The organism is Leptospira sanjuanensis (genome assembly GCF_022267325.1).
Lineage (GTDB): Bacteria > Spirochaetota > Leptospiria > Leptospirales > Leptospiraceae > Leptospira > Leptospira sanjuanensis.
The window spans coordinates 572,551-598,015 of record NZ_JAIZBG010000001.1 but is presented as its reverse complement, the minus strand read 5'-3'; the positions used below and the strand labels follow the sequence as shown (position 1 = coordinate 598,015).

The 25,465-nt window shown below is 45.9% G+C and carries 23 protein-coding genes and 1 pseudogene; 15 read left to right on the top strand and 9 right to left on the bottom strand.

Features of this window, described 5'->3' with window-relative positions:
* Positions 1–6 precede the first annotated feature (6 nt).
* Genes LFX25_RS02830 through crcB form a run of 6 tightly spaced genes read left to right on the top strand, consistent with a single transcriptional unit; the run spans position 7 to position 6,752 of the window.
* A complete protein-coding gene (locus LFX25_RS02830; RefSeq protein WP_238728779.1) occupies positions 7–2,655 on the top strand; it encodes a valine--tRNA ligase in 2,649 nt (882 codons plus the stop codon).
* On the top strand, positions 2,645–3,925 hold the full coding sequence (gene purD / locus LFX25_RS02825) for a phosphoribosylamine--glycine ligase (protein WP_238728778.1): 1,281 nt from the start codon (positions 2,645–2,647) through the stop codon (positions 3,923–3,925). Before LFX25_RS02830 ends, purD begins: the two co-directional genes overlap by 11 nt.
* Positions 3,926–3,929: 4 nt before the next feature.
* A complete protein-coding gene (locus tag LFX25_RS02820; protein ID WP_238728777.1) occupies positions 3,930–4,775 on the top strand; it encodes a hypothetical protein in 846 nt (281 codons plus the stop codon).
* Positions 4,776–4,829: 54 nt separating this feature from the next.
* A complete protein-coding gene (gene prfB / locus LFX25_RS02815) occupies positions 4,830–5,933 on the top strand; it encodes a peptide chain release factor 2 (RefSeq protein ID WP_118957858.1) in 1,104 nt (367 codons plus the stop codon).
* 34 nt (positions 5,934–5,967) lie between these two features.
* Entirely contained in the window at positions 5,968–6,372 is a 405-nt protein-coding gene (locus tag LFX25_RS02810; protein WP_238728776.1) for a hypothetical protein, read from the top strand.
* Entirely contained in the window at positions 6,369–6,752 is a 384-nt protein-coding gene (gene crcB, locus LFX25_RS02805; RefSeq protein ID WP_238728775.1) for a fluoride efflux transporter CrcB, read from the top strand. Before LFX25_RS02810 ends, crcB begins: the two co-directional genes overlap by 4 nt.
* 225 nt (positions 6,753–6,977) lie before the next feature.
* Here crcB and LFX25_RS02800 read toward each other — a convergent pair whose 3' ends face one another.
* A complete protein-coding gene (locus LFX25_RS02800; protein WP_238728774.1) occupies positions 6,978–9,056 on the bottom strand; it encodes a cellulase family glycosylhydrolase in 2,079 nt (692 codons plus the stop codon).
* Between the two features lie 350 nt (positions 9,057–9,406).
* On the opposite strand from LFX25_RS02800, the gene LFX25_RS02795 reads away from it, so the two are divergent.
* Positions 9,407–10,006, top strand: a complete 600-nt coding sequence (locus tag LFX25_RS02795; RefSeq protein WP_238728773.1) for a DUF2179 domain-containing protein — start codon at positions 9,407–9,409, stop codon at positions 10,004–10,006.
* 19 nt (positions 10,007–10,025) lie between these two features.
* Here LFX25_RS02795 and LFX25_RS02790 read toward each other — a convergent pair whose 3' ends face one another.
* Together LFX25_RS02790 and LFX25_RS02785 are read right to left on the bottom strand one after the other, a co-directional pair.
* The gene (locus tag LFX25_RS02790) at positions 10,026–10,556 is read right to left on the bottom strand and encodes an SET domain-containing protein (RefSeq protein ID WP_238728772.1); all 531 of its coding nucleotides are present in this window, start codon (positions 10,554–10,556) and stop codon (positions 10,026–10,028) included.
* Positions 10,557–10,720: 164 nt separating this feature from the next.
* A complete protein-coding gene (locus LFX25_RS02785; RefSeq protein ID WP_238728771.1) occupies positions 10,721–11,296 on the bottom strand; it encodes a hypothetical protein in 576 nt (191 codons plus the stop codon).
* Between the two features lie 197 nt (positions 11,297–11,493).
* On the opposite strand from LFX25_RS02785, the pseudogene LFX25_RS02780 reads away from it, so the two are divergent.
* A pseudogene (locus tag LFX25_RS02780) lies at positions 11,494–12,342 on the top strand (class I SAM-dependent methyltransferase); the annotation flags it as partial.
* A gap of 62 nt (positions 12,343–12,404) precedes the next feature.
* On the opposite strand, the gene LFX25_RS02775 reads toward LFX25_RS02780, so the two are convergent.
* Positions 12,405–13,661 (bottom strand): NAD(P)-binding protein, encoded by a 1,257-nt coding sequence (locus LFX25_RS02775; RefSeq protein WP_238728770.1) that lies wholly within the window; start codon positions 13,659–13,661, stop codon positions 12,405–12,407.
* 170 nt (positions 13,662–13,831) lie between these two features.
* Here LFX25_RS02775 and msrA point away from each other — a divergent pair, with 170 nt between their 5' ends.
* A complete protein-coding gene (gene msrA / locus LFX25_RS02770; RefSeq protein WP_238728769.1) occupies positions 13,832–14,425 on the top strand; it encodes a peptide-methionine (S)-S-oxide reductase MsrA in 594 nt (197 codons plus the stop codon).
* A gap of 84 nt (positions 14,426–14,509) precedes the next feature.
* Here msrA and LFX25_RS02765 read toward each other — a convergent pair whose 3' ends face one another.
* The gene (locus tag LFX25_RS02765; RefSeq protein WP_238728768.1) at positions 14,510–15,253 is read right to left on the bottom strand and encodes a PAS domain-containing protein; all 744 of its coding nucleotides are present in this window, start codon (positions 15,251–15,253) and stop codon (positions 14,510–14,512) included.
* Positions 15,254–15,550: 297 nt separating this feature from the next.
* Between LFX25_RS02765 and LFX25_RS02760 the strand changes: the two genes are divergently transcribed.
* Both LFX25_RS02760 and LFX25_RS02755 read left to right on the top strand, forming a co-directional pair.
* Positions 15,551–16,018, top strand: coding sequence for a GyrI-like domain-containing protein (locus tag LFX25_RS02760; protein WP_238728767.1), 468 nt, complete (start codon positions 15,551–15,553; stop codon positions 16,016–16,018).
* 105 nt (positions 16,019–16,123) lie between these two features.
* Positions 16,124–16,750 (top strand): glutathione S-transferase family protein, encoded by a 627-nt coding sequence (locus tag LFX25_RS02755; protein WP_238728766.1) that lies wholly within the window; start codon positions 16,124–16,126, stop codon positions 16,748–16,750.
* Positions 16,751–16,841: 91 nt separating this feature from the next.
* On the opposite strand, the gene LFX25_RS02750 is transcribed toward LFX25_RS02755, so the two are convergent.
* From LFX25_RS02750 to LFX25_RS02740, 3 genes are read right to left on the bottom strand one after another with little or no spacing between them, the layout of a single operon-like run.
* Entirely contained in the window at positions 16,842–19,070 is a 2,229-nt protein-coding gene (locus tag LFX25_RS02750; protein ID WP_238728765.1) for a heavy metal translocating P-type ATPase, read from the bottom strand.
* The gene (locus LFX25_RS02745) at positions 19,067–19,276 is read right to left on the bottom strand and encodes a heavy-metal-associated domain-containing protein (protein WP_238728764.1); all 210 of its coding nucleotides are present in this window, start codon (positions 19,274–19,276) and stop codon (positions 19,067–19,069) included. Before LFX25_RS02745 ends, LFX25_RS02750 begins: the two co-directional genes overlap by 4 nt.
* A 19-nt stretch (positions 19,277–19,295) precedes the next feature.
* A complete protein-coding gene (locus LFX25_RS02740; protein ID WP_118957873.1) occupies positions 19,296–19,583 on the bottom strand; it encodes a metal-sensitive transcriptional regulator in 288 nt (95 codons plus the stop codon).
* 138 nt (positions 19,584–19,721) lie between these two features.
* On the opposite strand from LFX25_RS02740, the gene LFX25_RS02735 reads away from it, so the two are divergent.
* Entirely contained in the window at positions 19,722–20,792 is a 1,071-nt protein-coding gene (locus LFX25_RS02735; protein ID WP_238728763.1) for a PA0069 family radical SAM protein, read from the top strand.
* A gap of 305 nt (positions 20,793–21,097) precedes the next feature.
* A complete protein-coding gene (locus tag LFX25_RS02730; protein ID WP_135780425.1) occupies positions 21,098–21,922 on the top strand; it encodes a hypothetical protein in 825 nt (274 codons plus the stop codon).
* Positions 21,923–22,023: 101 nt separating this feature from the next.
* Here the strand turns inward: LFX25_RS02730 and LFX25_RS02725 are convergent, their stop codons facing one another.
* On the bottom strand, positions 22,024–23,244 hold the full coding sequence (locus LFX25_RS02725) for a hypothetical protein (protein WP_238728762.1): 1,221 nt from the start codon (positions 23,242–23,244) through the stop codon (positions 22,024–22,026).
* Positions 23,245–23,507: 263 nt separating this feature from the next.
* On the opposite strand from LFX25_RS02725, the gene LFX25_RS02720 reads away from it, so the two are divergent.
* Both LFX25_RS02720 and LFX25_RS02715 read left to right on the top strand, forming a co-directional pair.
* Positions 23,508–24,332, top strand: coding sequence for a hypothetical protein (locus LFX25_RS02720; RefSeq protein ID WP_238731481.1), 825 nt, complete (start codon positions 23,508–23,510; stop codon positions 24,330–24,332).
* Between the two features lie 144 nt (positions 24,333–24,476).
* Positions 24,477–25,376 carry a hypothetical protein gene (locus LFX25_RS02715; protein ID WP_238728761.1) on the top strand — a complete coding sequence of 300 codons (900 nt, stop codon included), beginning with the start codon at positions 24,477–24,479 and terminating at the stop codon, positions 25,374–25,376.
* Positions 25,377–25,465: the final 89 nt, after the last annotated feature.

Here is a 25,465-nt window from a genome sequence, read left to right as displayed (position 1 = left end):
ACGGCCATGAAAAAGCAAATAGGCGATCGCTACGAACCGAAAGAAGTAGAGAATAAATGGATTTCACTCTGGGAAGAGAAGAAATCTTTTGTACCGAATCCGAACTCGAAAGAATCTTTCTCGATAGTCATCCCTCCTCCCAACGTTACGGGATCTTTGCACATCGGACACGCACTCAATCATACCATTCAAGATATTCTCGTCCGTATCGAACGTAAAAAAGGAAAGTCCACTCTTTGGCTTCCCGGTATGGATCACGCGGGAATCGCGACGCAGATGGTCGTCGAACGGGAACTCGCAAAAGAAGGAAAGAAAAGAACCGATTTTACCAGAGAGGAATTCGTAAACAAGGTTTGGGAATGGAAGGCTCATTCCGGAGGAATGATTACCAACCAGCAAAAACTTTTGGGAGAATCCGTCGACTGGTCGAGAGAAAGATTTACGTTCGACGAAGGTCTTTCGAAAGCAGTATTCAAAGTTTTTAAATCCCTTTACGACGAAGGTTTGATCTATCGAGGAGAAAGAATCATCAACTGGTGCCCCGCTTCTCAAACCGCGATCTCGGATCTCGAAGTCGAGTTCAGGGAAACAAAAGGAAAACTCTATCATATCAAATATCCGATCCACGGAAAAAAGGATCAGTTCTTAGTCGTAGCCACGACAAGACCCGAAACGATGTTCGGCGACGTCGCCGTCTGCGCGAATCCCGAAGATACACGTTATGCGTCATTGAAAAACGTGGTTTTGGATCTGCCCCTGACCGACAGACAAATTCCGTTGCTCTTCGATTCTTTCGTGGATAAGGAATTCGGTTCCGGTCTCGTTAAGATCACTCCGGCTCACGACGCGAACGACTTCGAAGCGGGGCAAAGGCTCGGACTCAAACCTCTTCTCGTGATGAACCCGGACGGAACGATGAACTCGAACGCGGGAGTTTACGAAGGTTTGGATCGTTTCGATGCGCGAAAGAAGGTTCTCGCGGATCTCGAAGCGAAAGGCCTTATCGAAAAAATAGAAGATCACGTTCACGCGGTAGGACACAATTCAAGAGGCGGCGCCGTGATCGAGCCGTATCTTTCCACGCAGTGGTTCGTAAAGATCAAACCTCTCGCGGATTTGGCGGTGCAGGCGGTTCAAACCGGACAAGTCGAGTTCGTTCCGAAAATGTGGGAAAAAACTTTTTTCGAATGGATGAACAACATTCGCGATTGGTGTATTTCTAGACAACTTTGGTGGGGACATAGAATCCCGGCGTATCATTGTAAAACTTGTAAACACGTGGAAGTCGCGGAAACTCCGGTGACCGTTTGTCCTTCCTGCGGTTCGAAGGAAGTGGAACCCGATCCGGACGTACTCGACACTTGGTTTTCTTCCCAGCTTTGGCCGTTCTCCACGATGGGTTGGCCCGAACAAACCGCAGACTTAAAAAAATACTACCCTACTTCCGTTCTTGTTACGGGCTTTGACATCATCTTCTTCTGGGTTTCCAGAATGATCATGATGGGAATGAAGTTCATGCAAGCTCCACCATTTCATAAAGTACTCATACACGGTCTGGTGCGGGATAAGGACGGAAAGAAATTCTCCAAATCGGTCGGGAACGTGATCGATCCTCTCGTGATGATGGAAAAATACGGAACGGATTCGTTTCGATTCTTTCTCGCGGCCACACTTCCGGAGGGAAAAGATATTCTTTTCGACGAATCACGGTTAGACGGGTATCGCTCTTTCTGCAATAAGATCTGGAATTCTTCCCGTTTCATCCTGATGAACCTGGAAGAATCCTTCGTGCCGACGGGAATCACGGCCGAAATCGAAAAGGATCTCGAACCGATGGATCAGTGGATTCTTTCCCGATTCAATCGTTGTCTCGAAGAATACAACAAAGCACATTCTAAATTTCATTTTTACGAAATGGCGGCGGCGATTTACGAATTCGTTTGGGGAGATTTCTGCGATTGGTATATCGAGCTCGTAAAACCGAGAGCGTATGGAAAAGTTTCCCCACGCTCCGCGGAAGTTGCGAAACAGGTTCTCGCGGACGTATTGACTCGTGCATTAGGACTTTTGCATCCTTTTATGCCTTTCTTAACGGAAGAAGTTCATTCAGTGTTCTCCGATCAATACATTACAACGACTCCTTTTCCGGAAGCGTATCCGATTTCTTCGGACGCACTCGGAGTTCAAAAACTCAATCTTCTTCAGGAGATGGTCACGAAAATCCGCGTTATGCGCTCCGAAAACGGCGTTGCACCGGATAAGAAGTGTAAGGCGATCGTAAAGTCCTCGGACGATCTCGCCCGTTCGGCGATCACCGAAAACGAAGTTTCACTTTTACAACTCGCGCGCCTTGAATCGATTCGAGTCGATGCGGGATATGAAATCCAGAAAACGGATTCTGTTTCGCATTTCACCAAGGGAGAAATCGTTCTTCCTTTGGAAGGTTTGATCGACGTCGCCAAAGAAAAAGCGCGTTTGGAAAAGGAACTTCAGAAATCCGAACTCGAAAAGGAAAAACTCGAAGCAAAACTTGCCAATCCGGGATTCCTTTCCAAGGCGGCTCCGGACGTGGTCGAAAAAGAAAGGGAAAAACTAAAGAACCTGATCGACAAAGTGGAAGTTCTGAAAAAGGGGATTCAAAATCTTGCAGGCTAAATTGAAAGTTCTCCTCATCGGTTCCGGAGGAAGAGAAAGCGCGATCGCGTTTCATCTCCGTAAATCTCCGTTGTTAAGCGAATTGAAGGTTTTTCCCGGAAACGGCGGTTTTCCCGATCAAGAAATTCTTCCTTCCGATTCGTTGAATGTGTTGAACAAGGAATCGGTTCAGTCTTTTTTAAAGCGAAACCACTTCGACTTCATCGTCGTCGGCCCCGAAGATCCTCTCGTAGCCGGATTTGCGGATTGGGCCGCGGAGCTTAAAATCCCCGTATTCGGACCCGATTCCTACTGCGCACAGGTGGAAGGCTCCAAGGACTTCGCAAAATCCCTGATGGTCGAAGCGAACGTTCCCACTGCGGAATACAAAACGTTTACCGAATATTCATCTTCTCTAAAATACCTGGAATCCAAATCGATTCCTATCGTTATCAAAGCCGACGGTCTCGCTGCCGGGAAAGGCGTTACGGTCGCAACCACCGAAAAAATGGCGAAAGAAGCTCTCAAAGAAATTTTCGAGGATAAAAAATTCGGAACGAGCGGCAATCAAGTCGTCATCGAAGAATTCATGGACGGACAAGAAGCTTCCATCTTTGCCGTTTCCGACGGAGATTCGTATTTTCTTTTACCCGCGGCACAGGATCACAAACGCGCTTTCGACGGAGATCAGGGGCCTAATACCGGAGGAATGGGCGCGTATTGTCCCGCTCCCGTCGTAACGGAAAGTATATTACAAAAAGTGAAAGAACGAGTATTCGATCGCATGTTTGAAACGTTCCGTAAGAAGGGCCATCCGTATCGAGGACTTCTTTATGCGGGTTTGATGATCTCTTCGGACGGAGAACCGAGAGTCGTCGAGTTTAACTGCAGATTCGGAGATCCCGAAACCCAATGCGTACTCGCGATGCTCGACGGAGATCTATTAGAACTTCTTTATACAGCCTCCACTGGAAAAATCAAAGGCGTTCAAGCGGCGGTTAAAAAAGGCGCCGCGGCTGTCGTAGTCCTTGCAGCGCAAGGATATCCCGATTCTTATGAAAAAAATATTCCGCTGAACCTTCCGGAAACATCCGGTCAAAACGTTTATCTTTTTCACGCGGGAACTCTAAAAAAAGATGGAAAAGTTTTTTCATCCGGGGGGAGAATTCTCGGAGTCGTAGCTCAAGGCGCCGATCTAAAGAGTTCGGTGGCCGAAGCTTATTCCTTCCTGGAAAAAATCCAGGCTCCCAAAACGTTTTATAGAAAAGACATCGGACACAGAGCCCTTTAAACCTATGCCATTTTTGATTTCAGGAAACTTAGATCTCGTGGAGAGATATAGCCTCAAGAAAATGGAAAAATTTCTTGGGATCATTCTTTCTCCCGTTCAATTTCCGGTTGAACAATACAATCTGTTAAGACACGCGCTGCATAGAAATCTCGATCCGGATACGTTGATCCGAAAGATGAATCGTCAGGAACTTCTTTCCTTTATCTACATTCTCACTCAATTCGGAGACGTCGTACAGAACGAAACTCCGGTCGAGTATCTAAACGTGGAAAAAATCCCTCTCGTATTGGAATGGCAAAAGGGACAATATATGATCCCGTACGAGGTTCTGGACCATCTTTCAACTTCTCGAATATTCAAAAATCAGAATTATCTCTTCGCACTCATCCCCTCGCTTCCCGCAAAGGAAAAAAAAGCCTGGATCGAATGGATCGGTTCCGGTTACGGAAAAACGTTTCCGAGAGAGATCAATCACGAACTGTATTTTCAATGCCGACATCTTCAGAAACCGTTTCAGGGAAAATCGCTTCTTAGGGAAGAAATGATTCAATTGAATCAACTCTGGCCCGTCGGAAAAAATGAGATCGTGGATTGGTTTCACAAAGGCATCACGCCGTTTTATTCCGCGATGAAAGAACTTTCCAGATCGGAAAAAGATCCGTTCCTTCTTCATATTTTGGACCTGATCCGCTCGGGCAAATTGATCCTAAAAAAGAATCCGGAAGAATTCAGAAAGAAGGAAGAATACGTCTTAGTAGCAACCGTGGAAGGAAACACACCCCAACTCAGGGACACCGTTTTTTCCTGGGAACAAGAAAGGGAAAAAAAGGAAGACTTTCTTTTTCAATAACTCCGTTCATCCCAAGGATAACCGGAAATCATCAAATCGATCGAAGCAAAGCATATGGAAGTAAAATCGGCAAAAGAACTCAAACGAGTTTCCAAAGAATTACAAGAGAACTTTATCAACCGCTGGAAACTCTTGAATCTGGAACAGGACAAAGATCGCCTAAAGGCTCTCAGCGAAAAGGCGGAAGACCCGGATCTTTGGAACAATCCGGAAGAAGCGAGAATCGTAAGTCAGAAAAAGAACGAACTCGAAAAAAAACTCACTCCTTGGTTCACCATTCAGCAAGATATATTAGATTTTCCTGATTTAGTGGATTTAACGTTAGACGAAAAAGGGGAAAACGGAGTGGGAGAACTCTCCACGGAATACAATCGCCTTCAGGAAAAATTCGCCGAACTCGAATTACTGGGAGCTCTGAAAAATCCCGAAGATATAAAACCGGCCTTCTTGAACATTCATCCCGGTGCGGGCGGGACGGAAAGCCAAGACTGGGCGGAAATGCTTCTTCGGATGTATATGCGTTATTTCGAAAAAAAAGGATATCAATATTCTCTTATAGACATTCAAGCGGGCGACGGCGCGGGAATCAAGAATGCCACCTTACACGTGATAGGCGATTTTGCGTTCGGCTTTCTCAAGGGAGAAAACGGGGTTCATCGTCTCGTGCGGATCTCTCCGTTTGACGCCAACAAAAGAAGACATACTTCCTTCGTTTCCGTTCACGTAAGTCCGGAAATCGACGACGACATCGACATCAAGATCGAGGAGAAGGACATCCGCGTCGACGTATATCGTTCTTCCGGAGCCGGTGGTCAGCACGTCAACACGACCGACTCCGCGGTTCGGATCACTCACATTCCGAGCGGAATCGTAGTCGCGTGTCAGAACGAAAGATCTCAGATCAAAAACAGAGACACGGCGTTTAAGATGTTAAAGGCGAGACTCTACGAGATGGAACAGGAAAAAGCGAAGGAAGAATTGGAAAAGAAGTCGGGCGAAAAAAAAGACATCGCCTGGGGTTCTCAGATTCGAAGCTACGTTTTCCATCCGTACAATCTCGTAAAGGATCATAGAACCGATCACGAAACAGGAAACGTGGCCGCGGTGATGGACGGGGATATAGAGCCTTTCATTCTCGCTTACTTGAAAACGCTTTAAGTTTTCTGAATATATTTTCCGAGAGAATCAAAAGATGTCCGACGTTTCCGGTAAAATCAAATACGGTTGTTTATGGGGAATGTTGATTCCCTTTTTCACTTTTTTTGCCGCACTCAGCGGAACGATTCTCTTTCTGAAGGACGATTACGGAAACGCGCATACGTTTGCCGATTGGACTCTTCTTGCGGGAAAACACGTTCTCCTTTTTGCGGGAATTCTCATCAGCGTCGTATTAGCCTTGTTAGTCGGGATTTGGTTCGGTATTAAGGATTCGAAACCCGTCGAAACGTTGCGAATTTTCTGGCCCGTTCTCGTCATTCTTCTCTATTGGATCGCTCCGAATTTGGCACCGGGACCCGTGGATGATTCGATCGTGACGCTCGGAGTCGGGCTGTATCAGATCTACCGTTATTTTAAGGAACGGAACAAGAATTTATGAGTCTTGAAAGAACCTTACTCTGGATCGGAATCGGCGGCGCACTCGGAAGCGTTTTTCGTTATTGCCTTCAATATTGGTTCGGAACGGTTCTCGGTTTTATGCTTCCTTGGGGAACTTTAACCGCAAACCTTTTCGGATCGTTTATCATCGGAGTCGTTTATGCGGTTTTTGATCGTTTTCCCGCATTCGATCCCCAGTGGAAATTCTTTCTTGCTTCCGGTCTATGCGGAGGGTTTACCACGTTTTCGACTTTCTCCTATGAAACGTTGCAGATGTTTCGAACGGAGAACTATATGCTACTTATTGCATATAGTTTGGTGAGCGTTTTCGGCGGAATCGGGCTGGCTCTGTTCGGGGCTTGGGTCGGAAAAAGTTTTTGAGTCGTTCGTCGTCGGAGTTCCTACAAAGCGTGAGATAAAATTTTTCGTTGCGGAAAAGTTTTTCCGTGATAGGGAGATTTTCGTAAGATTTCCCGCCGCCTAAAAACTCAGCGACTCGCTCTCTACGGGTCGCTCATCACCCCACCACCCAAAAACAGGGCGGGGCTCGATGTTTTACGGAAAAAGCGTAGGAACTACGATAAAATCACCCTACAACATTCTCCCCTACTGCGCAGGATAACCCCCGTACGTCATCTTTCCGATTAAATAAACCGGACTCTTTTTCTCGTTCAAAATTCTTCGGTTCAAATCCGCTTGCAGTAACGCCAACCACTCATCCGTATAAGAAACTCCGTTTCCATCCACAATCAAAACGTAATGGATCGTTTCCTCATTTTCACCCGCTTCCAAATCGTCCCAGGAAACCAAAAGGGAACCGGAACCGGTCATTCTATCCGGATCGGGAATAAGAATCGATTCGTTAAATCCGTTCGCAATCGATGCGGACAAAGTTTTGTTGTAAATTCCGGAATCGGAAATCAAAACCAGATTCTGCGCCGAAAAATGCGGAGGAATAAAGATCTCCGTGGGCGCTTCTGAACTTCTTCCTTTCCAAATCAGAATCGAAAATCTTCGATCGGAAAAATACGTGGTTCCGTTTATCTTCGGTCGAATTCCTCCCCAGGCGTACGGATTGTTCCAAGAATCCGCACCGAGTGTATTATAATAAAAACTTAAAATTCTTCCCTGTGACCTTCTCGGATAACTCCTTTGAATCGCACGATAATCCACATTCCAGGTCGTTCCGTAATTTCCAATCACCGAAAAATTCTCGTCGTTCCAAGCGTCCTTTTTCGTGATCAGCTTGGAGGTGTTCCCGTTCATATATTCGAAATGATTGTCGTAATAATAATCCCAGTGCCATTGTGTTCCCGAAACCAAAAGGGAATAAAAGTCCGCATAACGAGTCTTAGTCGACTGTCCCACATCCGAAATTTCCATCGCCTGATACACGGCGGAAATCATTCTAGGAGTGTCTTTCGCGCCGACTCCGTTCAACCACATCCCGAACTCGCTCAAGAACACGGGAATTTTCAAAAATCTCGTTTCGGTTCGGATCTCGTCCAAATATTTAAAATACGTCGCGTTGTCGATTCCGGTCAGATCCGTTCCCATTCTTCCCGCGTCGTAAAAATGGGAATTAAACACAAAACCCGGCCCGGGCAAAGTAGTCAGATGGCCTCCGCCCGTGGGAGGAACGATCGCGCTTCCTACATTCGTATTCCAGAATACAAGAGGTTCCGCATATACGAATTTGGATTCCCATCCGTTCGCGTTCAATTCCTGACGAATTCTTCCGTAAAAAGACCATAACTTCCGATTGTCCCATTGTGCCGGTGAAAGTCCTTCCATTCCTCCGTCCACGGGTTCGTTGAACGGATCGATTCCCAGAATGAAATCGAATTCTTCGGTAGTTAAGCGTTCTTGAATGTATTTTGCGGCCTTTCCCAATTGCCAAACAAATTCGGTCTGCATTCTTCTGGTTCCCGCGGAAGTGTTAAACGAAGCGTCGTTCCAAAAATTCCGAAATCCTTTTCGGACCGCCTCGTTGGTAAGGTTGTTCTGACTCCAATTCGCGCAAACGATTCCGCAATATTCGTTCGGATATGTCCCCGCAGGGGTTACCCACTTCGGCGCTCCGTTTCCCGTATACCACGAGTTTTTGTTGAATAGATTTCGGGAGAATAGATCCTGATGATAATCGACAAGAACATACATCTTCAACGCGATCGCCTTCTTCATTTGATCGATTACGGCGTCGAGATACGCATAATCGATCGTATCGACGGCCGTATGAACTCCTTCCCAAGCGATCGTAAAACGAATCATATTCGATCCCGTAGTTTTTCCCAATCGTGCAAACGCAATCTCCGCGTCCGATTCGTTTTGGAAGGGTTTAAATCCGTGCTGAACGAGTTTCGTATTTCCGGAAATATTAAATCCCCGAAAGTTCGCCTCTCTTCCTAAAGAATCGACAAAGATCGGATCGGTTTTCGCCGAATACGTCTTTTCTCCGATGGAAATCCTTCTCGATTCGGGAAGATTTCGATATTCCAAAGAATGAAAAACGTTCGACGTTCCTTCTCCGGATAAAAACGTTTTTGTTCCGTTTTCCAAATCGGACCTAACGTCGATCTTCGTGTTTAACAAAGAAAGAATCGAATTTTCCTTCGAATCGGAAGGAGAACAATTTTGATAAGCGAAGAAACAAATCGTTACAAGGATCGACGCGGTTCTTTTCATAGGGAGGGATTCTCAACGTTTCTTTTGAAAAAGAAACCGGAAATCCGTTTTTACGATTAAAAAGCGAAACGTTAAACGAAATCAAGATTCCATTTTTTTAATTCCGTTTCCTCTTTTTAAGAAATTTATAAGTCGTTTATCAGATGAGTAGGTTACGGATTTTTTCGGCGCAACGCGCGTAGATCGGTCTTTCTTAAAAATCCCCGAACGAGATTTGATTTCGTTTCTGCCGTATTTGATTCCTTTCCGTCTATAAAAAGGATTCGTTGGACTCCTGCAAAACGGATCGTTCATTCCAAACGAATCAATTCTCCTCGACGAGTTTGCTTCTTTCGGCAATGTTAGTTCGTATGGAACTGAGTTTTCCTTCTCCCGGAAATCCTATCTTCGATTACGTTCTTCTTCCCTGTTTTATTTTTTGCGCCCGAGTGACGGACGTTTCGATCGGAACGATCCGGGTCATTCTTCTTACACGCGAAAAGAAAGCGATCGCTGCTTCTCTAGGATTTTTGGAAGTTCTACTTTGGGTGATCGTGATCACGCAGGTCATCAAGAATTTAAACAACGTCCTTTGTTATCTTGCGTACGCCGGCGGCTTCGCGACCGGAACGTTTATCGGAATGATTCTCGAAGAAAAGTTGGCGATCGGTTATTCTCTCTTAAGAATCATTTCCCCCGAACACGGTGAGGAAATCGCGGACAAACTTTCCAAAGCGGGTTACGGAGTGACGACCATGAACGGCCAAGGAAGCAGAGGCCCGGTTAAGATCGTTTTTACGGTTTTAAAAAGAAAGAAGATTCGTCAGGCGATGAGAATCGTACAGACCGTCGAGCCGGACGTGTTCTATTCCATAGAAAACGCCCGGAGCACCAGTTCCGCATTCGCCGAAGATTCTCCAGGACTTCTGCGGAGAGGAATCCTGGAAAGAATCTTAAAGGTTAGAAAGTGATTTTCGTTTTTAGGTCGTTCTATACTGGGATTTTTACGTAGAGTTTTTTGATTTCTTTTTGGATGAATTTCGGGAAGTTCATCTGATATTCGTTGATCAGAAGTTTCCAATCGTCTTTCCGGATGGATTTTCTGCAGTTCGTCGATCCGCAGCCGCATTCGAAGGTTTGATCGAAGTTTACGATAAAGTTCGCATAATCGATCGTAAGCTCTTCCCCGGCCTGAATCTCTCTCTTGGCGACGATGTTGTCGTCCTGATCGTACCACATGTTCGGATCGCAGGAATGATTCATGAAGTTGGAATGGTTGATCACGTACTGATCGCTGGTAGGGCCGGTGACCAGACCGAAGTCCACGTCGTAACCGTATTTCATGAAGATTTCCTTTTCCGAATCGGGAAGAGACTCGGCTTCTTCAACCGTCAGAACTTTCCATCCGAACTCTTCGTCTTCGATCCACTCGCTGTAGCTGAACAGCAAGGTTCCTTTGGGGATGTTCTTCGTTGCGAAGGTTCCGTTCTCCCCGAATTTGTTGATTCGTTTCTCGATCATGCAGAAGATCCCTGCGTTTATTGCCAATGGCAAAATTTTTATCTATCAAGAATGGTATAAAAAAAACTTCAATTAAAATACTGAATTCGAGTAATATTTAATGCGAGTCCCCTCGAACGTAAGACGAGGGAAGAAGAACCATTCTAAAAACGTAAATTATTTTCTTAACGTCCGCCTTCGAGAAGTCCACCGGGAATCCAAGACTCCGCTGACAACTCCCCTTCTTCAGCCTGAGGCAAGTCCTTCCGTAAAATTTTAAAGCCTCTTCCTTCCATCCCGACGACCAAGGACGACTTGTGAAAGAGCCAGTTCCGATTTCCCGAACGTTCTATGCTTGCCTGCGCCTTCCCTGTCTCTAAAAAACAAACGGCCGAGAAATTTCTTTCAATCTTTCTCTGAAGAATTTCCACTTGTTCTTCGAAGTCGTTTCCGTTCTTGTCCTTGCCGATCGATCCGAAGTCGACAAAGACCGGAAGAATTTTTTCTCCCTTGGGAATTCTATCCGAAAGCAGAAAGTCCGCGGCCTTCAGAAGGGACTCTGCGTGAAAAAAAACGGGAACGGAGGATCGGGATTTTTGTCTGGACGAAATTTTTGCGAGAACGTGCAGCTTTTCCAAATTGATCGAAGCTTCCGGAAATACTAGAACCGGAGTAACTTGCTTGCGATCGAGTTTGATTTTCCAGCGAAGCAATAAATTGCTTTTGGTTTGATTCGGATCTAAGAGCGTGATGACGAACATGTTTCCCGATAATTCTACAGGATATATCGGACAAACTTAATGTATGTTTAGATATTATTTAATGCGACTTGAAAAATCGAAACCTTCTTCGAGCGCCGGAACGGTTGTTAACATACAATCGAATCTTCGTAGAACGCCTCAAATCGCCGATTCTTGTAAGAATTTTAATAGTCCCGTTTTAAGGAGAATTTTCTAAGGTGAGTTTTTTTTCCCGAAAAAAAATCGAAGAAGCGCCCGACACTCTTACGCATCTGTATCTGAATCCGGAAAATTCTTCCTGGGCCAACTTCGGTTATTGGAGGGACACGGACGATTATCCCGCCGCTTGCAAAACGTTAGCCGTTCTGCTCGGACAAAAGGCCGAACTCGGAACGGGACTTAAGGTTTTGGATCTCGGCTTCGGTTGCGGGGACCAGTTCTTCGTTTGGAAGGAAGAATTCTCCGTTGCGTTCGAAGATCTGACCGGGGTCAACGCTTCTTCGGTTCAAACCGAATTTGCAAAAAATCTGTTGGACCTACGCGGGTTTTCTCCGTCCGATCCTCGACCGACTCTCATCCTGTCCCCGATCGAAACGGCTCTTCCTTCTTTTGCGGATCGGAGCTTCGATCGGATTCTTTGTTTGGACAGCGCGGTTTTTTTTTCCGATCGAATCGCGTTTTGTAAGGAAGCGTTTCGAATTCTCAAGCCGGGAGGACGATTGGTCTCGGCCGAATTGATCCTGAACGAATCGCCTTTGAACCTTTTGGATTCTTGGTTTCGAAGCGCGGTCTGTACGTTAAGTTCCATCCCGAAACGGAATCGGGTCACAACTGATTCCCTTTCTCAAATCTTGCGCGACGCCGGGTTCGAGTTTGAGGACGGCTTTGCGTTTTTAGAGAAGGATGTCTTTGAAGGATTCTCCCGTTTTTTAAAACGTGCGACCGCCAAACCGCAGACATCCATTCCGGAAAGAATCGCGCACAACTATGCGAGATTCGCGGACTTTCTAGGAAGTGAAAGAATGAGAAGATATTTCCGCTTCGTTCTTTATGCCGCGGTCAAACCCGACTCAAACGATCCGCATCGTATGGATTCAAAGTCCGATCGAAAGAGCATCCCGAAACGAAGTTAAGACCGCATCGAATTCTCAACCCAGCGTCTTACGTCCAAAGAAGTCGAAACCCCCGCTTCCAAAAGGGGAATTCCGTATCTCGCGTAAGAACCGCAGAACCAAATCTTGCGACCGGGTTGCTCCTGAAGGAACTTGAGTTCGTCGATGGTCTTTTGGTTTTTGAGATCGATCACCGGTCTTTCAAAACGGGAACGGGAAATGAGCGTTCCTTGTTTCGGCTCTTCCAAAGGATTCCAAGTCTGAAAAATTTCCTCGTTTCCGATTTCGGGAAGAACCTTATTGAGACGAATCGTCGCCGAAGGTTTGTCGGTTTCGGGAGAAAGAGTAAAACAAAGCGGAGCCCAGTGTCTTTTTTTGTTGGGCATAAACGAAGGATCGGTGTGCATCAAAATTTCCGATTCTTCGTATCGAAAGGAGGAAAGAAGTTCTTTCTCCTTCGTCATTTCGTCCGGTAAAAGAGGAATCGCCTGATTGGCCGGGGTCGCGATCACGACCCGATCGAATTCTTCCTTTCCGCCGTCAAAGGAAACAAAAACTTTTTTACCGTTGAGTTCGAGTCTTTTCGGATTGGATTTGAGACGGATCTCTTTTGCGCCCACCGAAAGCCGTTCGGTGATGTCCCTGGTTCCGTGGCTCGCGGTTAAAAATCGGAGAAACTTCAATCCTTTTGCGTGATAACGGATCACCGCTTCGGCCGGGTAATTTTTCGCGCTTTTGAGAGTGCAAGTGTTGATCGTCGCAAACATAGGAATCAGATATTTGTCCTCGAATTCTTTCGAATATCCGAAACGTTGCAGAAAACCGGAGATCGTAAGTTGTTCGCCTTTTAGAGATTCCCATTGAGTCGCGGATTCTCCGTAAAATCGGATCGTATCCGAAAAGATTCTTCTGGATTCCCCGCTTTTAAAACAAACGGGAGAAACGAACGGATAAAAATTTCCGCCGAGTCCGAACGTGGCGAATTGAAAGTACGTAGTTCCGTCCCGTTCGCTCAGAGAAAAGGAATAATCCACGGGTCTGAATTCGATTCCCGCTTCGTTGTACATCTCGATGAGACAAGGATAATAGTTTTGTTTGAATGCGCGGAAAGGAACGTCGAAACGGAAGATTCTATCTTTTAACGCAACGTCCGTTCCGTGCGCATCCATTCCGGGAAGAGCGTGACGCTCGATCAAAACGACTTCGTGTTCCTTACTCAAATACCAGCAAGCGCTGAGCCCCGCGATTCCGCTTCCTAAGATTGCGATTTTCATATTCTATTCTTAGAATTAGATCTTCGAAAAGAAAACATAGGAATTTTTTTCTTTCGCAATGAAAAACAGAAAAATCGGTTTTTCGATCGAGTCGTTCACTGAAAAAGGGTTCCTTATTCTTCGTGTAACCGTTTCGTAAAAGTTTCGAACTTTCTTTTAAAGAGGTTTATGTGTTTTACTCTAAAGTATTGATTTCCCTCGGAATTCTTTTCTTTTTTTATCCGCTCTGGTCCGCGCCCAAAACGGAGAAGGCTACGTTCGCAGGAGGTTGTTTTTGGTGTATGGAAGGTCCGTTCGAATCTTTGAACGGAGTGATTTCCGTTACGTCCGGTTATTCGGGCGGTAAAGAGGTCAATCCGACCTACGAGGACGTCGGCTACGGAAGAACGGGTCATCGAGAAAGCGTTCAGATAGAATTCGATCCTTCTAAGATTCGTTACGCGGAATTGCTGAAGGTCTTCTGGAAACAGATCAATCCTACGGATAACGGAGGACAATTTGCGGATCGAGGCAATCAATATCGAACCGGAATTTTTTATCACAGCGAGGCTCAAAGGAAAGCAGCGGAAGAATCCAAACAAGAGATCGCAAAGTCCGGAAAATTCAAAGGACCGATCGTGGTCGAAATTCTTCCCTTCACCGCGTTCTATGCAGCCGAAGGATATCATCAGAATTACTACAAAACCAATCCCGATCACTACAAAGCGTATCGAAAAGGTTCCGGAAGAGAGGCGTATCTGGAAAACGTCTGGGGAAAAAATTAAACCGAAGTCATACGGAGGAATCGGAATCGTTTTTGCGACGACTCCGATTCTTTTATTTCGCGAATAGAAACCAATCGATGTCGCTTAACAAAGTCGGATTAGAAACATCGTCAGTCTTTGCAGCTTGTCCCTGCCCTGACCGGGTTCCGCCAAATCCTTTTCGATCGTTTTACGATAAATCGCCTTTAAATGGTTCTTTAGAGTTCCTGAATGTACTCCCAATTCCCGGACCAGACTTTCACGAGTTTGACCTGCGACCAAAAGATCGCAGATCTTCGCTTCCTGATACGTAAGTCCGTATTCCTTTTGAAGTTTCGGAAACAAGGATTCCCGGACCTTTCCGATTTCCGTAGAAGCGGAGAATCCGGCTGTTTCGTGTTTCTGAACGGAAGTCCCGAACGCCTGCTCCGTATTCGCGGAATCGGACGCCTTTTCGGACGGAACGTCGACTCTGCATAAGAAATTCGAAATATTCCCTTCTTCGTCGCGGAGAGGAGTGATTCTTTCCTTCCAGGAAATCGTTTCACCGAATCCATTTCGGTTTAAAAAATATCCTTCGTATTCTTTTCCCGCAAGAATGGTCTTCCACAGTTGTTCGTAAAATTCCCGTCCGTGCGCGCCCGACTGAAAGAAGCCCGGATTCTTTCCGATCAAGTCGGTTTGTTTATATCCGGAAATATTCTCAAACACCGGATTTATGTATTCGATCCTACCGTCGCGGTCCGTGATAAAGATCGCGTGAGGATCTTGGTAAAAGTAAGAAGTCAAAATGGACGAAAGATTCGTATTCCCCGATCCGTACCCACTTTGATTATCTGAAACGCACATAGACTTCCTCCTATCCCGTTGGAGATATAAGATTCTTTTGAACAAGACTCTCCATAAACTTACCTAAGTACTCCATAGAAGGATCGATTCGTCAAATCGAAGCGGCGTCGAAAAGCCTTTGGAAAGATTGATAAAAATCAGGAAATCGGATTAGTTAGGTAATGGACGCTGCTCGCGAACGATCGATATTCGCCCAAATCCGATTCAAAAAGTCGAGAGAATTGGATTGCCTCTTGTTGAACGTGTTTCGTATCGTATTTTTCGATCCGTTAGACTTCGTTTAATAAAGAGGAAATCATGAAACAAATCCCGATGCCGAAAAAGAATCTCGTCGGAGTCCGCACGAGAACAAAAAACGCGGACGAATTCGGACCGAACGGAAAAATCGGACCGCTCTGGGGAAAATTCTTTCAGGAAGTTTTTCCGAAACTCGGGGATCCGGGAGATTCCATCTACGCTGTGTATTGGGATTATGAAAGTGACGAGAACGGAGAATACTCCTACTTTATCGGAGTTCCGGCCGCTTCCAACGATACGAACGGTTTTGAAACCGTTTCCCTTCCCGAAGGAACGTATCTCGAATTGACCACCGAAAAAGGAAAAAGCCCGGATATCGTCGTTCAACTCTGGCAACAAGTTTGGTCCGATTCCGAAATCAAAAACAGAAGAGCCTTTGCAACGGATTACGAAATTTATCCGATCAACTTTGCGGAAACTCCCGAAACACAGGTTCGTCTTTACCTTTCGGACAAACAAAAAAACTGAGCGAAAACCGCGACGCGCGGGCAAACATCAAAGGAAGAACGAATTTGATCCGATCCGCCGAGAATTTCAATTTTCAAGATCGGATCGCAGATCGAATCTGGTTGTATGGCGGATCTTCAACTAGTTATCGGCGATAAAAAATTCTCATCCTGGTCCCTGCGTCCTTGGATTCTATTAAAAGAAAAGAATATTCCTTTTACTGAAATTTCACTGACCCTGAACACGCCCGAGTTTTACGAAAAGATCAAATTCTATTCGGAAGCCGGAAAGGTTCCCGTTTTAATCCACGGCGACATCAAAGTATGGGACACGTTCAGCATCGTCGAATATCTCGCCGAGACTTTTCCGGAAAAAAATCTTTGGCCCAAAGACAAAGCGGCAAGAGCCGTTGCACGTTCCGTCGTCGCGGAAATGCATTCCGGTTTTACGGATCTTAGAAAGAATCTGTCCATGAACCTCGTTGAAAAACTTCACGGAAGGACCTTCCCCGAAGAAGCGTGGAAAGATATTCGAAGAATCGAATTCATCTGGAAAGAATGTCTGAACAACTCCAAAGGGCCTTTCCTTTTCGGAAAAGAATTCACAATTGCGGACGCTTTTTATGCGCCTGTAGTGGGAAGATTTCTGACCTACGGAATCGAACTCGGACCGGAGGCGACCGCTTACATCTCCAAGATCAGCAATTTATATTCTTATAAGGAATGGTTGGATGGAGCTCTGAAAAAAAGTTAAACACGATCGGGCGGAAAAACATTTAAATTTTAGAATTCTTGAATGTTCTAATTTGCGGAAGAACGAAAACGCCCCTCCGCAAATCGAATTCTCACTTTCGTTGCAAACGTAAAGCGTTCAAAACCACCGAAACCGAACTAAGAGCCATGGCGCCTCCCGCAATCCAAGGAGCGAGAAACCCCGCAGCCGCGATCGGAATTCCGAGCGCGTTGTAAAACAAGGCCCAGAAAAGATTCTGGCGGATGTTATACACCGTTTTTTTACTCATTGCAAACGCGTTTGCGATCGAAATCAGATCCCCGTTCATAATCACGACATCAGACGATTCCATTGCGACGTCCGTTCCGGTTCCCATCGCGATTCCTAGATCTGCAACCGCCAACGCTGGAGCGTCGTTGATCCCGTCTCCGACCATCGCGGTGACCTTTCCGGAGTTCATGAGTTTTTTTACCTCGCTCGATTTTCCTTCCGGAAGAATTTCGGCTAACACGTGTTCAATGCCACAGGCCTTCGCGACCGCATGCGCCGTTCTTTCGTTGTCTCCTGTGATCATATACAAATCCATTCCGAGCGATTTCAGCCTTTCGATCGCGATCGGAGTCGATTCTTTGATCGTATCCGCCAAAGAAAGAACTGCGGAGTGAATCCCATTCACGCTTAAATGAACGACGGTGTTTCCTTCTTCTTCCCGAAGTCGTTTCAAATTCAGAAGAATCTCGCTAAGAGCTATGTTTCTTTCCTTGAAAAGACGATCGGTTCCGATCAGAATCTTTTTCCCGTCGACCACGGCCGAAACTCCGCCGCCCGGAACGGTTTCGAAACTCTCCGGAATCGAAAGGCTCAAACCTTTCGATTTGGCAAAATCCACAATCGCTTTAGAAAGAGGATGTTCCGAATTCTGTTCTGCGGAAGCGGCAAGAATGAGAAGAGAATCCGTATCCTTCGGATTCAAACTTTCCAAACCTTTCAAAACCGGTTTTCCGTTTGTCAAAGTACCGGTTTTATCGAAAACGATCGTATCCACTTTATGAGCGATTTCTAATGCTTCAGCGGTTCTAAAAAGAATTCCGAGAGTGGCCGCCTTTCCCGAACCCGCAAGAATCGAAACCGGAGTCGCCAAACCCAAAGCACAAGGACACGCGATAACGAGAACCGCGATCGCCTTTTCCAAAGCCCCGGAGAAATTTCCGGGTTGCAGCCAGAAATACCAGAGAAGCAAAGTAATCGCCGAAAGAAGGATCACGATCGGAACGAAAATTCCGGAAATCCGATCCGCGATTCTTTGAATCGGCGCACGCGAACCTTGCGCTTCTTGAACTACCCGAATGATTCCCGAAAGCAATGTGTCCTTGCCTACTTTCGAAGCTCTTAATTTTAAAATTCCGTTTTGATTGAGAGAACCTCCGAACAAAGAACTTCCGATGGTTTTTTCGACGGGAATACTTTCACCGGTTAACATCGATTCGTCGACGGAAGAGTTTCCTTCCTCCACGGTTCCGTCCACGGGAATCGTTTCTCCCGCCTTCACCAACAGAAGATCTCCGGGGCGGACGGCGAGAAGAGGAATTTCCTGAATCTCCTCCTCTCGAATGATGTTCGCAGTCTTCGGCTGCAAGCCGACCAAAGATTGAATCGCTCTCGAGGATTTTCCTCTCGCAATATGTTCCAAAAATTTTCCGAAAAGAATCAGTGTGATCAATACGGCGGACGTTTCGTAATACAGAGGAACGTCTCCGTGATGATGCGCACCCAAGGAAACGAAGGTCTGATAAACGCTGTAAAAATACGCCGCCGAAGTTCCCAAAGCGACGAGGACGTCCATGTTCGCTCCGCCGTTTTTCAAAGCGCGAAAACCTCCGCGATAAAAAGCGGCTCCGATCCAAAACTGAACCGGAGTCGCGAGCGCAAACTGAAGCCAAGGATTCATTAGAAAAGATAAATATTCAGAAATTGAATTATTCCCGAAATGGCCGATCATGCTCGCAAGGAGCGGAAGGGAAAAAAGCGTCGAAAGAACGAGACGTAGTTTTAATTTTTTGAATTCCTTTTCGTGCGCCTTTTCCGATTCTCCATGAATTTCCAGATCCTTATGAACGAGCGCTCTGTAACCGAGCGAATCGACCTTATCCAGAAGAACCTCTTCCGTAACCGAAGAATCGAATTCCACTTTGGCGGTTTCCATCGCAAAGTTGACCCGTGCGTCCTTAACCCCCGGAACTTTTTTCAGTCCTTTTTCGATTCGAAGCGCGCAGTTCGCGCAGGTCATACCGATCAGATCTAACGTGATTCCTTCCTCGACCGTTTGTTGCGGAGCGTTCATTTGACTTCACCCGGGGTATACCCTTCTTCCAAAATCGCGGCTTTGACTTTCGCCAATTCCTCTTCCGTTCCTTCTCCCTGATAAACGACTTCCTTGTTTTCCAAGTTTGCCTTTCCCGTTAATCCGACATCCTTAAGGGCCCCCTCGACGGTCTTTAAACAGTGCGAGCATGTCATTCCTTCTACCGTAAGTTTGATTTCTTTCATGATTCTATCTCCTAAAATTTTATTTAAGAATGCGGTCGACGGTGGTCATAAACTCGTCGAGTATCTTGGAATCGTTCTCCTTAAATCTTTCCACGACGCAGGTTTGAATGTGGCTTTTCAGAAGGGTTTTTGCCACTCCGTCCAAAGCGGATTTCGTGGACGATAATTGATTGAGAACGTCGTCGCAATATTCTTCCCTTTCGATCATACCTTGAATTCCTCGGATTTGACCCTCTATCTTCTTTAAACGGAGAAGCAGATTCTCCGTAACTTTCGGATCGGAATGCAGTTTGTGTTTTGGTTTCATACCATACCCCCCTATACTATAGACGTTTTAATAAACGAAATCCTTCAAAAAAATCGGTTTCGAAGAAAATTTTAACTTATTTTTTGTTTACTATTCGTATAAATAGCATACCTTCTGAATCGAGGAATAGTACGAACAATGGAACAATCCAAAATCAATCGAGGAACCGTTTCTAAAATCCCCGGACGTTTCGAATCTACAACACGCGAGGTAGACCTCGAATTTCAAGACGAGGAAATGTCTCCGCGTACGATCCTTTTGGAAGAACGAGCCAAAACGATCGTTTCCGAAAACGACTGCCCGGATTTGGGATTTACACGATCGATCAATCCATACCGCGGATGCGAACACGGCTGCATCTATTGTTACGCAAGACCCAATCACGCATACGTGGATCTTTCACCGGGAATCGATTTCGAAACGAAGATCTTCGTAAAAAAGAACGCTCCCGAACTTTTACGAAAATATCTTTCCAAACAAAAAGACCAGATTCACACGATCCAGCTCGCGGGCGTAACCGACATCTATCAACCTGCGGAACGAAAATTGGAAATCACGCGCGAGCTTCTCAAAGTGTTTCTTGAATTCAAACAACCCGTAGCGATGATCACCAAATCCTTTCTAATAACCCGAGATATCGACCTTTTGGAAAAACTCGCTTCCAACAATTTAGCAAAAGTATATATCAGCGTAACGACGCTCGATCAAGAACTTTGGAAGAGAATGGAGCCGCGTACCGCCAATCCGGAGAGAAGATTGGAAGCGCTTCGAAAACTTTCCGAAGCGGGAATTCCCGCGGGAACGATGGCGGCACCCATGATTCCCGGGCTAAACGATATCGAACTGGAACGGATTTTAGAAGCCGCAAAACAAGCGGGGGCAAGATCGGCGGGAATGGTATTTCTTCGTCTACCTTATGAGGTTGCGCCGTTGTTCATGGATTGGTTAGAAAAAAATTATCCGCTCAAAAAGGACAAGGTGGAACATTTAATTCGACAAGCAAGAGGAGGAAAACTCTACGATTCCGATTATTCCGTCCGCATGACCGGCGAGGGAAATTACGCGGAAATGCTTTGGAAACGATTCTTTGCGGCGCGAAAACGCCTCGATTTACTGAACGATATGCCTTTGAATAAAACCCTTTTTAAAATTCCGGACATCTATCGAATTCGCTTAACAAAAGGAGAAAACTTAATTCCGGGTCTATAAGGTAACTGCAATTCCCGTCCCTACGCCTTCGATCGCGATTTATCCGTAAAATTACCGAGTCGAAAAGAGAACAGAGCGCATCCTAATCCACTTCGCTTAACAATTTTTTTAATACGAATATAACTAACATCGTTTTCTTAAGAACAATGTCGTCTGACGTAAGACAAACACATCGAAGGGAAAGATTTTTTATTCTATCCGTTATTTAAAAAAGATTCCACTTGGGCTTGACTAAACTTACCGAAGTTTTGAACAATGCTGCGGAACTCCTTCCTAATTTATATATCAGGAGAATAGTGAAGAGAATGAAAAAGAAAAGTACGAAGAGCGTTGGGTTGATTTTGTGTGCCCTGTTGTTTTTTGCAGGATCGCTTTCTGCTCAGACTTACACCGTGTTCGTTCACGGGAAGTCCGATAAGAATCACAACGGCACAGGAACGACCGACGTAAATAACTACTGGGGAACAAGTGTGAACTCGGTTTCCGGAGCAAAGGTATTCGTCGGATACGATGGAACTACCGATCCGAGAACTTACGGAACCGCTCGTGCGCAAACCAACTTTACCACTGTGCTGAACACGTATTGCAAAGGATCCAATTCCTGCAAAATCGTTTGTCATAGCGCGGGTTGTTACGTAACCGAATATTGGTTAGCAAATCTGGGAGCCAGCGCCTCCAGCAAAGGCTACAATATCACAAAAGTAACCGCTCTGGCAGCCGCTTCCGGCGGATCCGAGCTCGCATCCGCGTTGAACGGAGCGACTTTCGGATTTGCAGGAAACGCGATGGATAAAGCGCTCATCGTTTCCACGGCGAGAGGAGCTTACAACCACAACAACACCGCAGGTGTTACGATTTATCAAGTTCCCGGTTACAAAGGAATGGCGGGAGCTTCCGCAATTCTTCCGGGTGAAGACGATTACGCAGTGGCATATCACTCTTCCTGCGCTTATAACAAAGCGGGCGGAGTCAGTCAATGCCAGGCTTCTTTGACTCAAAGCGAAGGCATTTGGCCTTTCAACTCGAATGTGACTTACACACAATTCCAAGGTCACACAAGAGCGCCTTCCGTCGGGAGCGCAGGTCTTTACCTGAATCACAGCGAATTGAAAAACGAAGGCTGGAGATAGATTCGTTTTTGACGTAAAAAAAATCCCGCTTTCCAAAAGCGGGATTGACTCAAGCAACTTTCAAAATTTAGAATATTCTTTCCGAAAGCGGACCGCTCCGATCATCGTTCCATACTTTCCAATTCCTTAATCCTTCTCTGTTTCTCGTTACTGTCCCAAAGTTTGGATGTGAATTGTTTTGCGTCATAGAATTTCGTCTTAAAGAATTCTTTATACGGAAGAACGAGTTCTCGATCCGGTTCCACGGTTTTAGCAGCCTGGATTTTTTTAAGACCCGCTTCTCCTTGGCCGAACCATTCCGGATCGACAGCGAGATTGACCCGATGTCCCCGCACGTCCGTCAAAACATACGGACCGTCCAGACCGGAATCCCGTATTAGCTTTCCATAAAATAAGAATTCGGCTTCTCCGTAACCCGAAGGAAGCTTGGAATCGAACGTGGCCCAGGCGATGTATTCTCCCGTTTCCGCGTGTTTGAGATTTCCCTCAAGATGATAGTTCCCGGCCTTGTAAACGTTTACGCCGACTCGAACCACAAGCGAACCGTCGCTCGTCGTATCGGAAGAAGATCCGCTGAGCTCCGCGGGTTTGCCCGGAGAGGAATAAAACGAAGTGTTGAGTTTTCCCGTCTTTTTAAATCCGGGAGAATAACGAAAGTCGACTTCCATGATCATATCTCCCCAATCCTTCTGCGTCGGTTTCCATTGAAACGTATAAAGCAAATCCTTTGCAAGATCGTCCCCGTTTACTCCGTTGTCGCCGTAGTCGGGACTGAGCGTTCCGAATTTTTCTCCGTCGAATTCTCTCCACATGCGAACGCCTTTGATATCGATCGGAATCCGCTTTCCTTCGGGACTTCTACATTCGAACGTTATGCGCATTTGATCCTGCGGTCCAACGACGGCCCAACTCAAAGGCTGGAGCTGACAGCTATAACCGTTCGGCTCCTTCGATTCTGAAGAATCCGCCATCGGAATCGCAGTCGTCTGTATAAAAAACGGTTTGATCAGATCTTCGTTGTATTTCGTAAGAGGTCTCGAGTTCGGCGGATATTGGGACCATTCTTTATAATCTTCTAATATTCTTTCGATCGGAACGGAATCGTCTACGTCCTGTAAGGTGCCGCTCGAATCGGATTCAAAAGCGGAACCGCCTCCGCCGGGAGGAGAAGTTTTCGCCATTCTTTCCGCTCTTTCCTTCTTTTCGGCTTCCGTTTCGAACCAGGATTCCCCGCTTTCATCGGGCCAGAAAGCTAACACCGTTAAAATCAAGATCGCTGCCACAATCGATCCATAGATCACATATTTATTGCCGGATTTCATGAATTCCTCTTCTTTTATCTTCGGAAAAGAGCGCCTAACGCGGTCCAGGCCGTTTTTTTCGGAGAACAGTGTAAATTCTCTCCCAAGCAGAGCAATCACATTTGTTTTTATTTATAATTAGCGTTCTTTTTAGATTTTTAATTTATTTTCCTCGTTATTTATAAATCAGCATACTATCACTTGACTTAAATCGGAAAGAGTCAAACCTTTAGAGCGGGAGAGGAATTTCTTCTCCCCTAAGAAATGGAGAATAGTGAAAAATGATGAGAAATTGGAAAACAAAGCGAATGATGGGACTGGCACTCTGTGTGTTTCTTTTTGCGGGAGCTCTTTCCGCTCAAACTTATACCGTGTTCGTTCACGGAAAGTCGGATAAGAACCACAACGGAACCGGAACTGTGGATGTGAATAATTACTGGGGAAGCAGCGTAAATTCTGTTTCAGGAGCGAAGGTGTTCGTGGGTTACGATGGTACTTCCGATCCGAGGACATACGGAACGGCTCGTGCTCAAACCAACTTCACAACCGTGGTAAACACATATTGCAAAGGAAGCAATTCCTGCAAAATCGTTTGTCACAGTGCGGGTTGTTACGTAACCGAGTATTGGCTTGCAAACTTGGGAGCGAGCGCTTCCAGCCGCGGATATAACATTACAAAAGTTACCGCTCTGGCTGCGGCTTCCGGCGGATCCGAACTTGCTTCGGCTCTGAACGGAATCACTTTCGGGTTCGGCGGAAACGCGATGGATAAATCCCTCATCGTTTCCACTGCGAGAGGAGCATACAACCACAACAACACCGCGGGCGTTACCGTTTATCAAGTTCCCGGTTACAAGGGAATGTTCGGTGCTTCTGCGATTCTTCCCGGAGAGGACGACTACGCGGTTGCGTTTCATTCTTCCTGCGCTTACAACAAGGCGGGCGGCGTGAGCAAATGCCAATCTTCTTTGACACAGAGCGAAGGTATTTGGCCCTTTAACTCGAATGTAACTTACACTCAGTTTCAGGGACATACAAGAGCCCCTTCCGTTGGGACTTCAGGATTGTATCTCAACCACAGTGAGTTAAAAAACGAGGGCTGGAGATAAACAACTCTCGATCGAATGCGCAATTCCGCTCGATGGGAGCGGGGTTGCCCGATCGAAACGAAAGTCCAATCGTTTCGGTCTTACTTTCCGACATCCGCTTCGGATTAAAAACCCGCCTTTCGTTCCAACATGAAAATAAATATTATGAAAACAAAAAATACCATCGTTCTTAGAATTTTTTTCTTTTTTGCGATAATTGCGGCGATTCCGTCTTTCTTAACGGATTGTTCCTTTTTGGTTTGGAGGAATTCTTCCTTATCTCTGGAACGGGGATGGTCTTCCTCTGGAAAAGAAATCGTGCAGATGGAAACTCTGTATGAAGAAAAGGATTCCTGGAATCCTTTGATGGGAACCACTCTCAAAAGAAATTACCGTTCCCTGATCCGTATCTTCGATCCGACTGCCTCGTCAGAACCCTTGGAACAAATTCCGTTCTCGTCTTGGATTCTTCCGGGAAGCGTTTATTATCATTCTGGATCTAAGTCGGTTTATTGGATCGGCGGCAAGGACGACGAATACGGCGGCTTTTCCAGAATTCCCGCGGGAATCCGTTTGGTCGACAAGCAGAATATTCCATTTTCCTTATATTTACAACCGGGACAAACCCCGATCCAACTCGTCCCTTCTCCGAACGGAAATTCTTTGGCGTTAATCGTCGCGGTTTTGGACAACGATCTGGAATTCTTAAAACCCGAATTGATCTGGCTGGATCGAAACGAGGATTCTTCCCTGAGTGCGAATGCAAGAATCGATCTTCCCGAATGGAGAGAAACGCCGGGCCACAGAATTCGCTGGTCCGAAAGATCCGATAAAATCTACATTCAAATTTCTGAATCTGTTTTTACGATATATTCAGGGAAGAAGGATCTGCAAAAGGCCGCGGAGTTCCCGATATGTTTTGTCCCCGCCACATCGTTCGGCCCCGTGGGAGTCAGCCCTTCTAATGAAAATCCATCTCGTATGGAGAAAAATCAAATAAAAACATTTTCTGATTTCCCAAAAATTAACAGGATCAGTCGAATCAGAAACTGTGGCTTAAAATGAATTTCGCGACTATTTTCATTGAATTCGTCGAATTCGATTCGATATCCTCATACTTCGTTCCGATTTTAAAAAGAAAAACTCACTTGTGA